Below are 15,050 nucleotides of genomic sequence, written 5' to 3'. Positions count from 1 at the left end.
GCTCTTATTTTTTTGAATATCATTTTCCTAAAACCCCCGCTCTTTTTGCAATTGCTCGTAGGCTTCTTGCACTTTCCTGAATTTTTCCTCAGCACCTTTTTGATAGGCTTCATCCATGTGGACCAATTTATCTGGGTGGTATTTTTTAACCATTTCGCGATACGCTTTTTTAACTTCGGCATCTGTTGCGGTGCGATCTATTTCAAGAATTTTATAAGCACTATCTGGATTTTTAAAGAACATGGCCTTGATGCTTTCAAAATCGGCCATTTGAACACTCAGATATCCAGCAATACGCTGAATCATATTCACTTCAGAAGTTGAAACAGAACCATCTGCATTTGCAACACTAAAGAGAAAATGGAGCATTTGCAATCTAGATTCGTAGCGAGTTCTTGCTCGCAACATCATACAAATACGTTGAGGATCCATTTCTCTGCTCTTGATTACTTCATTAAAAGTTTTAAAAGTAGCATTTGCTCTTTCCTTTCCGTAGGCTTGAACAAAATATTGACGTACATAGTCAAGCTCACTTTGGCTCACTTTACCGTCTGCTTTGATAACAAAAGATGACAACGAAATTAAATTGAGTTCAAAATCGGCAGGAGTTACCCGCGTGCCTCTGGTTGCTTGCTCAAACACTTCACTAAAAGGCCCACGACTTTGTCTTTGCCCGCCTGTTCCGTTTTGGTTGGCTCCCTTTTTAAAATTTAATCTATCAATAAAACTTCCGAGGAAAAAGCCTGCAACCGCCCCTGGAAATCTATAGATGGAATAGCCTATGATGGCTCCTAAAATACTAAACATAGTTGATTTTTAATATATCGTTGCGTAGCGCAAAGATAGGTAATGAAATAGGAGTTTTTGTTACAGGTATGCTGTAAAGTTTTACTTCGGAAATTTTAAACATTCAAAAAAAATGGAATATAAATTTACCTTATCGTTCCATCTAATTTAGGAATTTGTTAAGGATACTTTCAGGCTTCAATTTTGTATCTTTGTCAACTAATATTTTAATACAAACATTATGTATCCAGCAGAATTAGTAAAGCCTATGCGCGAAGATTTAACCGCGATTGGTTTTAAAGAATTATATACAGTTGAAGATGTAAACGCGGCGATGAGCAAAGAAGGAACTACACTTGTGGTAGTAAACAGCGTTTGTGGTTGTGCAGCAGCAAATGCACGTCCCGGTGCTAGAATGGCGTTGCAAAATGCTAAAACACCGGATAATCTAGTCACGGTATTTGCAGGGGTTGACCGTGAGGCAGTCGATGCAGCACGTGCGCAAATGATGCCTTTTCCACCCAGCTCACCATCAATGGCATTGTTTAAAAATGGCGAATTGGTACACATGCTAGAGCGTCATCATATTGAAGGAAGACCGGCAGATATGATTGCCGAAAACCTAAAAGGCGCATTTGACGAGCATTGTTAAACCGCTCAAAACAAAAATTTAAGTGTTGATTGTAAAGGTTAAAAGTAGACGGATTTCCGTTTCGCTTTTAGCCTTTCTCTTTTTACTGTATTTTTAACCCTATTTCCGCAGGGTGATTTCGCAAAACGGGAATTTAATGTACCTCAAATTTTCTGAAGTATTTATGAAACAATTTTTACATTTTTTGAGTTATCCTTTTTCTGCATTGTTTTATCTCTGTTTTGGGTTTTGTATTGTTGTTTTTCATCCCATTCAATGGATTTGTTTTAATGTGTTTGGGTATAAAGCCCATAAAGATTCGGTTGATATTTTAAACTGGTTTTTACTGCGTTGTTTGAATGTTTTGGGTACTCGATTTAGCTTTACCTTTGAAGGTGAAATCCCGAAAAATGTACCCATCATCATTGCCGCAAACCACCAAAGCATGTGGGATATTCCTCCTATTATTTGGTATTTGCGTAAAATTCACCCTGCCTTTATTTCTAAAAAAGAATTGGGCAAGGGGATTCCTTCCATTTCATATAATTTAAGGCACGGCGCATCGATTTTAATAGACCGAAAAAAACCGCAAGAGGCAACAGCAAGAATCATCGAAATTGGCAAATATGCACAAGCTACAAACCGAAGCGTAGTCATCTTCCCCGAAGGAACCCGAAGTAGGGACTGGAACCCAAAGCCTTTTAAATCCCGTGGTCTGTTAACATTATTTGAGCAAATGCCAGATGCGTATGTTTTACCGGTAAGCGTTAATAATTCATGGAAATTGCAACGTTATGGAATGTTCCCAATGCCACTGGGAGTGCATTTAAAACATCGCGTTCATCCAGTTATTAAAATTTCGGCGTATGCCAACAAAGAAGCTCTGGTTGCTGAAATTGAACGTGTTGTCACTACAAACGTTACTGAAATTTAAAGATGAATTCTGAAATAGAAAAAACGCAAATAGCAAGTACCATTGTTTTTGTAAAAGAGACCTTAAAACATGCTGAAGGTGGCCACGACTGGTTTCATATTGAGCGAGTTTATAAAAATGCATTGCTTATTTCAAAAAATGAAAAAGTGGATTTGCTTGTAGTTTCTTTAGCAGCATTGCTTCATGATATAGCAGATTCAAAATTCTATAGTGGCGATGATACAATTGGACCTAAAAGGGCAGCAGATTTTTTAAAGTCGCAGCAAATTTCAGAAGAGATTATCACGCATGTGGTGCATATTATTGAAAATGTTTCTTTTAAAGGTGGGAATGCGTTTAAAACATTTCACTCAAAAGAACTAGACGTAGTTCAAGATGCAGATAGACTAGACGCTCTTGGAGCGATTGGAATTGCCAGAACATTTAATTACGGTGGATTCAAAAATCGCAAATTGTATGACCCTTCAATTATTCCCCAACTGGATATGACACCAGCCGAATATAAAAAATCGACAGCCCCAACCATCAATCATTTTTATGAAAAACTATTATTGCTAAGAGACAAAATGAACACCGAAACCGGAAAAAAAATTGCTCAAGATAGGCATGTGTTTATGGAGCAGTTTCTTGAGCAATTTTATGCGGAATGGGAGGGTAAAAAATAGTTTTAATACACAAAACTATCTAGTGTAGCTTTGTCCAATTGTGTGTCTAACCGAACTAGTTTTACAGTCTTTTCTTCATTGACAGTCCCGTAGTCTTTATAAATTGTATACTTTAAATAAGGTGGTATGTGGATTTCTCCCTCTTGGCCAGTATATCTAATATTAACCAACCACTTTCCAGAATCTGCATCGTCCACGATAAATTCTTCCGAAACATTTTTAGTGTTCTTGCCTTTCTTTTCAATATCAGATTGCCAAGTGTAAAACTTTTTCTTCGGGTCTACAAACTGAAATTCAAAAGGTGCGTTTGGGTCGCTCCAATCTAATGTAAGGCGAACATCAATATTAAAGTTGACCTCTAACCAGTCATTGGGAAGTCTGTCAAAATCAATATTACGTTTGTGCAGACTTATTAATCGTTTAAGTTCGTTACTCACTGGAACTTCAAGTGCAGAAAAATCAAGACCTTTTATTTGATTACCCAGCATGTTAATGTATAACTCTAAAGATTTATTATACTCTCCAGTTTCTTGATATATTAACGCCATGTCCCTATATGATTGAGGTTGAGATGGGTCTAGTTCTAAGACACGCTCATATATTTTTTGGGCATTTAGGTACTCTCCAGCGTATTCATTAAGGTACGCTAATACACGAAGTGCCTTAATATTATCTCCGGCAATTTGAGCAAAATCTGACCTGACTACTGTTGCAGCTCCCGCATCTAAATTTTGAAAGTACAACGCCATGTCAACATAAAAGTCTACTTTATCGATATATTCAGACTTTAATTTTTGGTATGTTTCTAATTTAACCTTAATACTATTTTCTCGAGTCAAATCATCTATATAACCATCTGCAACAGCGTTGAAATTCAATACTGCCACTTCTTCTTTATAATCGTTATTTTTGATTGTATAGTCCTTTTTTTTATTTGTAACACTAGCCCCTACATTATTTTTTGTTGTAATCAACAGCGCTCCTCCAAAGGCTTGACTTCCATATTTCACTGTTGATGCGACAGACCCGAGAGATGTTATATTAGTGATTGTTTGTGGGTCTATTGTTCTTAGGGTTTCTTGAGATATAGGTATGTCATCAAGTACAATCATCATAGGAGATGCACTCATAGCTCCAAAACTTCTTTGGTGAAAAATGGTTCCTGAGCGTTGATCAACGACAATATTGGGAAGTCTATTTGCAACCTGAGTAAAATCAATATCAGCTGGATCTATAAAATTTGATAATCCATCATCTACACTATAACCCACAGATTTTCTATCCTTTTTACCAAAAGCAGTTTCAGTTAGAATCTTTTTTTCCTTCTTTTCAGACTCTATAACCGCCGTATCTAGTACTTGTGTTTTATTAATTAATTCAATGTGATAGTTATCTTCCTCACTTATCAAAACGGTTTTAGGATACATCCCTATATGCTTTAAGAGTAATATATCTCCTTCTGCAACGGTTAAATTAAAAGATCCATCAACAGCAGTTACTACTTCATCCAATGCTCCTTTTTTAAAAATACTTACATATTGTAAAGGCTCATTATTTGAGGTTACAACACCGCTAATTTTCTTTTCATTAAAATAATTATTTCTATTAGTCCCTATTTGTTGAATCTCCTCTGTATAAGTGTTATTTTTCAATGCAATATCATTGTCTTCTAAAAACTTTTTATAGATATCTGGGTGGTTACGGGTGGTGATAAAAATCTTAGAATCTCTTTTATTTGGGGCTATATAAATACTAACACGTTCAATTACTGCAGGGTTTATAGCATTAGCAGTTCCATAACCTCCATCTACAATTGTTGTAAGAGGAATTAATTGATTGTTTTTTCTATAATAGAATTGCATTTCGGGTTGAGACCTAGGGCCAACAACAACAATTCTAGGTGATGTAGATTTTAATACTCCAAAAATATCCTTTCCAGACATATTGAGCTCTTTCTTTGAAAATACTTCTACAACATTATATTTTTTACCATCAACATACTCAACTCTATTTTCTTCATCATAAAAATCATATTTAGAATCAATTTTTTCAACTCTTGTAACTAATTCAACCTCATTTAAAACCTCGGACTTTGCGGCTAACGAAATATTGTAATTATTCTCTTCAGTAATTAATACTGTTTTATGATACATCCCTAAATGCTTAAAAACCAAAACATCTCCATTAGATGCAGGCAGTGAAAACTCGCCTTTATTATCAGTTGTATACTCTTTTAATGCTCCTTGTTTAAAAACACTCACATTTTGAATGGGTACATTATTTGAAAATACGGTACCGGTTATCATGCTTTCTTTAAAATATACTCCTTTCTTACTTTCAAGACTTGGAACTTCTTCCGTGTAATTATTATTTTTTAATGGGTCAATTCCATAACTTCTTAACTTTTGATCAATAATATCTGGGTGGAATTTAGTCGTGATAATTATTCTTGATGGGCAAGGCACAACGCTCATATAAGCTGCATAAATTGTTATTCTCTCTATCACCGAAACATTTATCTGCTCTCCAGGCATTTCTACGCCATCAACTATAAAACGAGCACATGTTCCTTTAACCGTTGCTCTAATCCATCCAAAACGGTCTACCCCTGAATCCACTCCATGCCATCCATCAATTATTTCAGATATCTGACCAGCTCCTTTTTTCCAGTCTTCTTTATAAATAGTTCGTATGGGAACTCTTCTCCCGCCATCTATTTTATCTGTCTGAGCTTTTTCATCATAGTTATATTCTGGTGTTTTACTCATCTTACCATTTAAAAACACTTCGTCAAGTATTTCAGCCTTAGCGGCTAATGTTACGTTATAAAAATCTTGCTCGCTTACAGTTATTTTTTTTGGGTAATGGCCCAAACAATAAAAAGTTAATGTATCGCCCGGTATAGCTGGCACGGTAAAAATTCCTTGTTCGTTTGTATAATATTCTTCAATACTCCCCTCTTTTACAACCATTGCATAATGAACTCCATTGTTGCTCGAAGTAACCATTCCTGAAACTAGATCTTGATCATTCTCTTCAGGAATCACTGTTTGCATTCCACTCTCAAGAGAGTCTTTATAACTTCCGAAAGTGAAATTTGTGATGTCTTTAAAATAAGATTCCGCGTCTTCTCTTGCATTAAAATTTACAATGCTAAATGGAGTTTCTTGATCTATCTGTGGCTTTCCGAGAGTAGGTTTTTGTTGTGAAATTAACAAGACCTCATCAACTTCATTATAATTAATATTCCCGAAGTCTGAAAAACCTTTGTATTTTATGGCGTCAATCGCTGCAATTACTTCGGAAATGGCACCATCGTGTTTTTTGTATGTTTGTGAAAAAACAATTGTTTCGTTAAAAATGATCAACGAAATTTCAGAAAAATTACGATTTGACAGATACTCCTTTAAATAGATTTTCTCACTATTAATGTCTCTGCTTCTGCTCCTTTGTGAGGCATCCCAAAACACAGCAACTTTTTTTGGATGTTTTTCAGCATCTGAATCTTCTTGGGTTTTAAGATAAATGATACCGCGATTATTCATCATTTGACGAATGACCGAAACATCATTAGTCAATGTTTTGTAACCTGGTGCACTTACTTTTAGAATGCTACCGTTGTCAAGCACTTCGTGATATTTACGGTAGGTAAAACTTCCGTTGTCGTTGGTGATTGCACCCACGCCTTGACCAATTACGCCCACCCTTGCGTTTTCTAAGGGCTCATTTGTTTCTTGATTGATAACAGTTCCTCTAAATACGGTTTGGGCCGCGGTCGTGAAAACTGTTAAAAACACTATTAAATATATATTGAATTTTAAAATAGATGTCTTCATAACGTTAATTTTGAGGGTGTATAACAATGTTATCTAATGTTAACTTTTGGTTTAAGGCACTCATATTAAAAACTCGGGTAGTTTCTGTCTGCGATGAAAGACCAAAATCTTTATATAAAGTATATTTTAAATATACGGGGTTTTTTTCATCTTTAGTTTCAAAGGACTCAATGTTGATAAGCCAATTTCCTACTTTTTCATCGTCTACTTCAAATTCTGTACTGTGTAATCCGCTTTCAATTTCAGAAGTAAAGAGTTTTGTGTCTTCAAATTCTGTGTGCGAAAAAGTAAAATATTTTTTATCTGGATTTACAAATTGTATTTTAAATTCGGCAAGTGGATCATTCCATTCAAAAACAAGCCTGAAGTCTTTCTTAAAATTAAGCGCTAATATTTCTGGAGGAAGTTCCTTAAAATCGACCTGAGATTTATGATTAGTTACTAGATATCTAAGATTGTTGATTACTGCAGCAGATGCATCTGTAAAGTCTACATTTGGAATGGTATTAAAATACATCTGTGTGTATAATGAACCTGCCGTTTTATAATCCTTTACATTAATGTATGCTCTAGCGACATCAAGATAAGATTGTACTTTTGACGGAAAAGTATTTACTACATATTCGTATAAGGCGAGCGCTTTTTCTTTACTACCCATTTCTTCGAGTTTGTAGCCCGCGGTTTTGAGAGCTTTTAAATTGTTGGGCGCAAGCTCAATAATGGTTGAATAGATAGTTGCAGCAAAATCTTTATCCCATTTTTTAAAATAGTCACCTGCATTCGCATAAAATGAAACCGTTCTTGAATCCTGGGTTTTAAGTAAAGAAACATATGTCTCTTTTGCTTCTGAAAAGGAGTTTGCTTTTTCAATTTCTGAAATATAACTTGACTTTTCAAAATTGGGTTGTGCATCATAAAGCAAAGGCACACTTTCATTATAATCATTCCCTTTTATGGCAATATCTCTCGCGACGGGCTGCGCAGTTGTTCTTCTTCTATTAGGTTCACCAGGGTTTTTCATTTCAACAACTATTGCACCATAAGCTGCTAATTGACCATATTGTAAAGTAGATTGTGATGTCTTTAAGAGCGTGATGCTTTCAATCCTTTCTGTATTAATAGGTGGTGGTTGCTGTCCAGCCATTTGATTGTATAACATACCGTCAATTACAATAACCGGGAGTGTTACCCCTCCATTTTGGAAAGAATTTCCGTTAGTCTTGGTAAAATAAACACCTTTACTGCCAATTCTTACACCATGCATCCTACTAAGTATTGAATACAAATCCAGCTCGTCTGGCCTTATATTTTCACTAGTAAGTTTATTAAAAATGGAATATCCTAAACTACCTCGCTTTTTTAAACCAAAAGGCGTTTCAACAAGCTCCTTTGCATATTCCTTAGTATTATTCTCTGCTTTTAAAATGATTTCTTCTAGCTTTTCACCATTGGGTGTTAAGGGAATATTCATCTTTTTTAGAGGTGTTACTATAGTGTCTTTTGGCAACATCCCAATGGCATCAACCGTCAATTTATCGCCTGGGTTTGCTTTAATAGAATATGCTCCTTTTTCGTCTGTTTCTACAATATAAAAACTATCATTCAATATTACATAAGCCCCTTGCACAGGACCTTCATCATTGTATATTATACCATAAACGTTTTCTTTTGTGTCTTCTGTGGATGATGCATATTCCTTTCTGTTTTCAACATCTGAAATTAAATAGTTGATAGCTTCCTTCGCTTTTAAAGAAGTAAGGTCTAAATATGCTCCGTTATTGTAACGGGCTATGTCATTTAATTTTTCATGATTTGCAAGCTCTTTACTATTGATGGTGAAAATTTGACTTTCCACATTGGGAGATAAGGTTGAAGTTTGAGAAATACCATTTGAGAATAGCAACACTGCATCAGCTCTAAACTCGTTTTTTTGTAAAATTTCTTTAAATGAAGCTATCCCATGATAATAACTTTCCTCAAGATAATCGACCAGGTCATTGCTGTTTCCATTTTCAATATTGAAAACTTTTGTTTCATAAATATCTGTATTGAACTTTGAAACTTTTATTGTGAGGTTGTTACATTTCCGAAGGTATTTTCTGAGCAATTTTGTCTCCTCATCGATATTCCTATCTTTCATAGAAAATGAGGTGTCCCAATAAATATGGACGTCATTGGGAACAGACCTTGCAATGGATTCATTTTGTTTTTTTCCATTGGTGTAGGAGCTGATCAAATTAAAACCAAGCCTAAAACCAGGGTAGTGGCGCCAGCGGTCTTGGCTAATTTTTTTAGTGTAAGAATCGCCTTTGTACGGGCTTGCCGAAATTGCAAAATAAATGGCATCCCCATAGACCTCAATCAATTCTAGGCTCACTATTATATTGCTATCAACGGTAATATTATAGCCTTTTAAATCAATAGTTTCCTCACCTTTTTTCTTTGAAACGGTGTGATAAATATTATCCCGCAACAGGTTCTCTCCGGGAAAACCGCGATGATAATCGTAAATGTTTACACGTACCAATAAACTATCTGAAAGGTTTTCCTCAATATTAAAAGTGAGGTTGTGCAATAGGGTGTTTTTATGGTCAATACGAATCAAGGTTGCGAGTTCTCCACCCAATCCTTCAATATTGCGCCAATAGCCCATATCTTTTTTATGGTACACACTACTGCCCAGTTTTTCAAGTTCTCTTTTTTGTGCCGAAATATAAATCTCGTCCAAACTATAGTTCTTAGGAACTAGTGGTAGTAAATTATTATAAGACGTGTAATTTTTGATTTCGTCATAAGGAATTTCCATCGACTCAAATCCTATAGCCGAAATTTGAAGTGACGCTTTTTTAACATCCTCTGTAAAACAAATAAGTTTAAATTGTCCTTGCTCATTGGTAACGGTCCCGATAGCCTTTTCAAAAAAACCAACATTTACAAATGGAATGGGTTCTTGGGTTTCAGCATCTATAATAGTGGCTCCAACATACAGTTTTGATTGTCCAAAAGCATGTACGGTAATAAGTATAAATAAATATAACAAGTAGTGCTTTTTCATATTCTAGCATTTAAAAATTGAATAGAAGTAGTTCTTTGTCTTTTAAATTTAACCAAAAAGAATGGGTATTTACACATCTTGTTTCCTCTCATTTATAAATAACGGGGAACTATTATTTACTTTAAAACCCTATTTATTAATAATTTAAAAATAAAAAAAGCCCTTGCGAGTTGCGAGGGCTTTCAAAAAAATAGTGATTGTTAATTATTATTCAGTCACAGGAGTTACAGTATAACCTTCTTTTTTAAGTAGCGAAATCACCCCTTGCTCACCCCCTAAATGTCCTGCTCCCACGCCATAAAATACACTCCCTTCTTTTGAGTTTTGACCGATTAATGGAATCCAATTTTGGTTTCTGAAATCTAACATACGTTCTAACTGCTTTGTATCATTTCCGTAGTATTCTTCCATATATGTATACAGTTCTTCAATATTTTCGCTTTTGTAAATCTCTATCATTTTATGAAACATATCTTTCATGTATCCTTCTTCGCTGAGTAGTTTAACTACTTCATCCATTTGCTCATCATAAGGTTGTTCGTCAAAAATTGCCATTTGAGATGCTATCGTTTCAAGACCCTTAATCTCTTTTTGCTGTTCTTTCGCCATCGCAATTAATGACATTTCATAACTCGCAGCGTCTTGACCCATATACCCCATCATAACCATAGTTGAAACCATTAATGGTTTGTATGTGCCAAAACTTTCTAGACCCACGCCCATCTTAGCTTTTAAATAGTCATCAATTAATTTGTACTCGCTCTCATCCATGTGGTTTTTAATATTATCACCTTTTGCTAATGAAGATAGTTGTACCATTTCAGTCTGTAATGATGGGTCGTCCATGTCAAGTTCTAAGAAAATAGTTTCACTTTCTGCAATAGCTTTTTTTACCTTCTCTTTTATTATAGAATCTTCCTTTGGGAGCATATGGAATGTACCAAAAACATAACTTGTTTTAATCCCGTTACCTTCTACTTTCCAGAGTAGGCTGTTCTCGTTTTCTTGCGCTGTTGTTGTTGACATGGCACAAACGAATGCCACTAATGCTAAAATGTTTTTAAAGTTTTTCATGATATAAAGTTTTAATTGTTATTAATAAATAATTGTGATTGTGATTTCAATAATAAATTTTACAAGTGTGATCATTTGTTTAGGCTTTAAAAGATTAGTTTAATAAGTAGGTACATAATCACACCGCAAACGATGCCTACTCCAAATTTTATTAGTTGAATTCTAGTTGATGTCCTTGATGTTTTCATATACAGTGATATTTAAGATGAACATATTGAGTGATTAAAAAACAACCTACAATAGCCCATGCTATTGCGTATTGCATTTGTTTTGATTTTTTGATTTTCATTTTTTCTTGTTTTTTATGTCATACAATTGATTTGCGATGACGAAATACAGCCCTATAATTAAGAAAGCGAACCATGCTTTTGCCTCGAGCGTTGCTTTATTACCCATGAGATAGTCAAGTCCTATTTCTCCGCCTAAAAAAGTAACAGCAATAGCTATTATTCCTATGTATGTTGATTGTGGTACGTTATTATCCATAGCTTTACTAATTTAAAATGCTGCCATTTTTAAATTTTACGGTCTCGATATTTTCTTCGGAAATAAAATTTAATGTCAACACATCAATCTCATCATAATTTGTCACTTTATTCTTAAGGATAGAATTGAGCCTCAAAGCTTCATCGGTCACAGAAGTCTCCGCGTTATAGTTTTTTAAATTAAATTCGGCCGTTTCACCATTTATACCATCCTTTTTGCTCCAGTGAATCCCAAATGAAGAAAATTCAAACTGTGCATCACATTTGCAATGTTTGCTCAAAACATTTTGAATAGAACCAGTTGTTCCATTATGGGCTTGTACTTGCTTATAAAACCCCTTTCCTACGTAGGTTCCAAAATTGAAAAGAAAAACGGCTCCAATGATGGTTGAAACTATTAGTACTGTTTTTTTTGCTGTTGTCATGATATGATTTTTTAAGTCCCGCTCATTTCGGGGTTGTGATTATTTGATGGAACAAACATCTGGGATAAAAAACCTATAAAAAAGAGAAGCCTCCCCATTTTAGGAAAATTGGGGAAGCTTCAATAAGCTGTTAACAGCAGTAAATAATAGTGTTGTTAGTAATTTCTGAAATTTTAAAACATCAAAAATCCTGCAACCCTAAATTCGTAAATTTAGGGTTCAAAGCAACTTTTAAGCTATATTTTTAATATTCTTGATATAGAACGAGGGATTTAAACCCGTATCTTTTTTGAAGTATTTTGTAAATGAGTCTGCACTTTTGTAGCCAATCTCTTCGGCAATCGATTGAATGGAATAGGCTCTGAAAAACACATCGTTCTTTAATCGAACAATCGCATAATTAATGCGCAGATCATTAATATACGTATTGAAGTTTTTACCATAATGCGCATTGATCACCTTTGATAAATACGAAGTGTTTGTGCCTATCTTTTTTGCCATGTTATGCGAATTACATTCTTGGCTCAAAAAGTATTCTTTGGCTTCTAGTTTTGCCAATCCATCAAGAATGAGCTGTTGTGTTTCTTCGGGGATATCGATTGTGTTCTTTTCTTCGAGTACATCATCTTTAGTGTCTATAATATCTTTTGACGCTTCGGAAGTATTAATTTTTTCTAGCAATGCTTCAAATTTAGCTTCATTTGCTTTTTTGGTTTTGTAAAATTTCAGCAATATAAATAGTAGGATTAAGATTATGACTGAACCTCCTAGTAATAGATATTCAAGATTGTTTTGACTTTCTTCTTTTTGCTCTTTTAGCCTTGCTATTTCCGCTTGAAATTCCTCAAGTTCTTTTTCAATAAATGTTGTTTTTATCGTATCCTGAACTTTTGCTAATTTAGTTTGTGTAGTAGCATACTTTTCAAAATAATAACTTGCTTTATCATAATCATTGGTTTCTTTATACGAAATTGCCAGCGATTTGTACAAATCATCCATGTACGCTTCTTCCTTATCGGTGACTTGATAGGTGTCAAGCGCTTGCTCGTAGAATGTTATGGCCTTTTCAAATTGATTTTGATTGTAGTAAAGTTCGCCATAATTAATTCCCAACAAAAGACTATCAAAACGGGTGTGAGGCAAACAATATTTTTTTGAGTATTCTAAGCTTTTTGTTGCCGCTGCATAATCCTTTAATAATATTTCAGACTTGCCAAGCATCATATACAATGGCTTTACGATGCAAGAATCCTTTTCAGATTCTAAAGAACTTTTTAAAATATCATTGATATAATAGTTTGCTGAGTCTGCCATTTTCTCCTTCAACATCACATCTGCCAATCCCATTTTTGACAATATAATTCTTTGATTTAAAGTACTATCATTTGGAACTTTCCTCTTTTCTTTTTGCAACGCTGTGAGTTGCTGGCGATACTGTTTAAGCACTTCTCCTCTATCTGTTCCAATGGTTTTAATTGTATTAATAAAAAAATCTACACCTTGCAGCATTTGTTCATTTTCTTGTACCTCTGCAATTTTTTTTGCCTTTTCAAAATAGGTGAGTGCCGGGGCTACAGAGCCTTCTCTCATTCTAATTAATCCCGCCAAATAGTAAGTGGTTAAATAATATTCCTCAAGCTCATTTTCCTCAGTAAATACGCGTAGTTCTTCAACAGCGACCGTACCTTTTGTCCAATCCTCGGCAGCATTATATATAACCGCTTTTGCTTGTAATCCCGCCCATTGTTCTTTTAAATTTTCATCTTTCTTTGCCCTTTTTAAATAATAGCGGGCAATGGGTAACGCCTTTGAAGAGTCGGCTGTAAGTTCTCGCATCGTGAGAATAAGTTCCTCATAACTTTTTTTTGCCAACGTATCTTGTTGCGCACTTCCAATAAAGGAAATAAAGAAGACTAGTATTAACAAAAACTTTTTCATGGAACAAAAGCTGAAATTTTATAAACGAAACTAATGCCTCAAAGATACCATTAACTAGCTTTTTCAAGTTCTTTCTTGCCTACTTTCCAAAATAGGAGTTTTTTAATTTCTGAAATTTCTATTTCATTTAAAATCCTTAAAACAACCGCATTTGTGGATTTTTAAGTGCTACGTAATGCGAATTGTCCAATGGCAGCAATTTATTTTCCGTAATATATTTCCGCTTTGCGATTGCCATGGTTGCTTTTATTTGCTCCGCGATAGTGCCCTCTCCGCGCATGCGTCTCCCAAACTTACTATCATTTAATTGTCCGCCGTGACATTCGGCAATCTGGTTTAACAACCTATCTGCTTTATCGGGAATCGTTTTTCTTGCCCAATCCTCAAAAATTTTTGCAATCTGCCCATTTAATCGCACAATAGTGTATGCAACGTCGCTAGCGCCCATTTCAGCAACTTTTTTGACAAGTGGTAAAATTTCGTGGCTGTTGAGTGACGGAATAATGGGCGCCATCATTACCCGCACTGGAATATTATTTTCTGAAAGTACCTGCACCGTTTTCAAGCGTTGTTTGATGCTCGCAGTTCTGGGTTCGAGCAATCTACGAGTGTCTTCAGAAAGTGAGGTGATGGAAATATTGACTTGAATACAGTTGTATTTTGCCAACTCTTTTAAAATATCTAGATCACGAAGTATCAAGCTATTTTTTGTGATAATCCCAGTGGGATGCTTCCATTTAAGCATCACTTCGAGGCATTTTCTTGTGATTTCCATTTTGCGTTCCAGTGGCTGGTAACAGTCTGTATTTCCTGAAAAAACAATGGGATGGCCTGTCCAATTTTTTGATGTAATCTTTTTCTCGAGTAACTGCGGCGCATTCAATTTATAGAGAATGGTTCTCTCAAAATCCAAACCCGCGCCATAGCCCCAATATTCATGGCTGTTACGGGCATAACAATACACACAACCGTGCTCACACCCTTGATACGGATTTGCAGAAAAACCCATCCCCACATCTGGACTTTCTACTTTGTTAACAAAAGTTTTAGGGTGGACCTCGATGTATTTTGTATGATTTGTATCCGCCTCTTCGCCTTCTAATTCGCAATAATTAAGAAAATCATCACGTTGTTCGTGGCTCAGCTCAAAAAACCTATTGTGGACTTTTTGTTGCGCTCCGCGTCCCTTTATGTGTGTGGGGTTTTTCATTTGTAATCATT

At 35.1% G+C, this 15,050-nt stretch carries 11 protein-coding genes; 3 read left to right on the top strand and 8 right to left on the bottom strand.

Annotated features, from left to right (window positions below):
- Positions 1-27: 27 nt before the first annotated feature.
- On the bottom strand, positions 28-807 hold the full coding sequence (locus ACSHW7_RS03785; protein ID WP_435677979.1) for a TerB family tellurite resistance protein: 780 nt from the start codon (positions 805-807) through the stop codon (positions 28-30).
- A gap of 220 nt (positions 808-1,027) precedes the next feature.
- On the opposite strand from ACSHW7_RS03785, the gene ACSHW7_RS03780 reads away from it, so the two are divergent.
- The 3 genes from ACSHW7_RS03780 (at position 1,028) to ACSHW7_RS03770 (ending at position 3,016) form a co-directional block, all read left to right on the top strand.
- Positions 1,028-1,438, top strand: coding sequence for a BrxA/BrxB family bacilliredoxin (locus tag ACSHW7_RS03780; RefSeq protein WP_435677978.1), 411 nt, complete (start codon positions 1,028-1,030; stop codon positions 1,436-1,438).
- A gap of 163 nt (positions 1,439-1,601) precedes the next feature.
- Positions 1,602-2,351, top strand: coding sequence for a lysophospholipid acyltransferase family protein (locus ACSHW7_RS03775; RefSeq protein WP_435677977.1), 750 nt, complete (start codon positions 1,602-1,604; stop codon positions 2,349-2,351).
- Between the two features lie 2 nt (positions 2,352-2,353).
- Positions 2,354-3,016 carry an HD domain-containing protein gene (locus tag ACSHW7_RS03770; RefSeq protein ID WP_435677976.1) on the top strand — a complete coding sequence of 221 codons (663 nt, stop codon included), beginning with the start codon at positions 2,354-2,356 and terminating at the stop codon, positions 3,014-3,016.
- A 2-nt stretch (positions 3,017-3,018) separates the two neighbouring features.
- On the opposite strand, the gene ACSHW7_RS03765 is transcribed toward ACSHW7_RS03770, so the two are convergent.
- From ACSHW7_RS03765 to ACSHW7_RS03735, 7 genes are all read right to left on the bottom strand, one after another.
- Positions 3,019-6,852 (bottom strand): carboxypeptidase-like regulatory domain-containing protein, encoded by a 3,834-nt coding sequence (locus tag ACSHW7_RS03765; RefSeq protein WP_435677975.1) that lies wholly within the window; start codon positions 6,850-6,852, stop codon positions 3,019-3,021.
- 4 nt (positions 6,853-6,856) lie between these two features.
- The gene (locus tag ACSHW7_RS03760) at positions 6,857-9,907 is read right to left on the bottom strand and encodes a carboxypeptidase-like regulatory domain-containing protein (protein ID WP_435677974.1); all 3,051 of its coding nucleotides are present in this window, start codon (positions 9,905-9,907) and stop codon (positions 6,857-6,859) included.
- 207 nt (positions 9,908-10,114) lie between these two features.
- The gene (locus ACSHW7_RS03755) at positions 10,115-10,981 is read right to left on the bottom strand and encodes a TraB/GumN family protein (protein WP_435677973.1); all 867 of its coding nucleotides are present in this window, start codon (positions 10,979-10,981) and stop codon (positions 10,115-10,117) included.
- Positions 10,982-11,266: 285 nt separating this feature from the next.
- Positions 11,267-11,467, bottom strand: a complete 201-nt coding sequence (locus ACSHW7_RS03750) for a hypothetical protein (RefSeq protein WP_435677972.1) — start codon at positions 11,465-11,467, stop codon at positions 11,267-11,269.
- 7 nt (positions 11,468-11,474) lie between these two features.
- Positions 11,475-11,891, bottom strand: a complete 417-nt coding sequence (locus ACSHW7_RS03745; RefSeq protein WP_435677971.1) for a hypothetical protein — start codon at positions 11,889-11,891, stop codon at positions 11,475-11,477.
- A 231-nt stretch (positions 11,892-12,122) separates the two neighbouring features.
- On the bottom strand, positions 12,123-13,829 hold the full coding sequence (locus ACSHW7_RS03740; protein ID WP_435677970.1) for a helix-turn-helix domain-containing protein: 1,707 nt from the start codon (positions 13,827-13,829) through the stop codon (positions 12,123-12,125).
- 136 nt (positions 13,830-13,965) lie between these two features.
- On the bottom strand, positions 13,966-15,039 hold the full coding sequence (locus ACSHW7_RS03735) for a PA0069 family radical SAM protein (protein WP_435677969.1): 1,074 nt from the start codon (positions 15,037-15,039) through the stop codon (positions 13,966-13,968).
- Positions 15,040-15,050: the final 11 nt, after the last annotated feature.

Source organism: Patiriisocius sp., from assembly GCF_051252435.1.
In the GTDB taxonomy this organism is placed as follows: Bacteria; Bacteroidota; Bacteroidia; order Flavobacteriales; family Flavobacteriaceae; genus Patiriisocius.
This window is presented reverse-complemented; position numbering and strand designations above follow the sequence as displayed.

What these genes read in the sequence shown, in the direction of transcription:
- ACSHW7_RS03780 (WP_435677978.1), top strand. Translation starts at nt 1,028, where the DNA reads ATGTATCCAGCAGAATTAGTAAAGCCTATGCGCGAAGATTTAACCGCG.
- ACSHW7_RS03755 (WP_435677973.1), bottom strand. Translation starts at nt 10,981, where the DNA reads ATGAAAAACTTTAAAAACATTTTAGCATTAGTGGCATTCGTTTGTGCC.
- ACSHW7_RS03770 (WP_435677976.1), top strand. Translation starts at nt 2,354, where the DNA reads ATGAATTCTGAAATAGAAAAAACGCAAATAGCAAGTACCATTGTTTTT.
- ACSHW7_RS03745 (WP_435677971.1), bottom strand. Translation starts at nt 11,891, where the DNA reads ATGACAACAGCAAAAAAAACAGTACTAATAGTTTCAACCATCATTGGA.
- ACSHW7_RS03760 (WP_435677974.1), bottom strand. Translation starts at nt 9,907, where the DNA reads ATGAAAAAGCACTACTTGTTATATTTATTTATACTTATTACCGTACAT.
- ACSHW7_RS03750 (WP_435677972.1), bottom strand. Translation starts at nt 11,467, where the DNA reads ATGGATAATAACGTACCACAATCAACATACATAGGAATAATAGCTATT.
- ACSHW7_RS03765 (WP_435677975.1), bottom strand. Translation starts at nt 6,852, where the DNA reads ATGAAGACATCTATTTTAAAATTCAATATATATTTAATAGTGTTTTTA.
- ACSHW7_RS03735 (WP_435677969.1), bottom strand. Translation starts at nt 15,039, where the DNA reads ATGAAAAACCCCACACACATAAAGGGACGCGGAGCGCAACAAAAAGTC.
- ACSHW7_RS03775 (WP_435677977.1), top strand. Translation starts at nt 1,602, where the DNA reads ATGAAACAATTTTTACATTTTTTGAGTTATCCTTTTTCTGCATTGTTT.
- ACSHW7_RS03785 (WP_435677979.1), bottom strand. Translation starts at nt 807, where the DNA reads ATGTTTAGTATTTTAGGAGCCATCATAGGCTATTCCATCTATAGATTT.
- ACSHW7_RS03740 (WP_435677970.1), bottom strand. Translation starts at nt 13,829, where the DNA reads ATGAAAAAGTTTTTGTTAATACTAGTCTTCTTTATTTCCTTTATTGGA.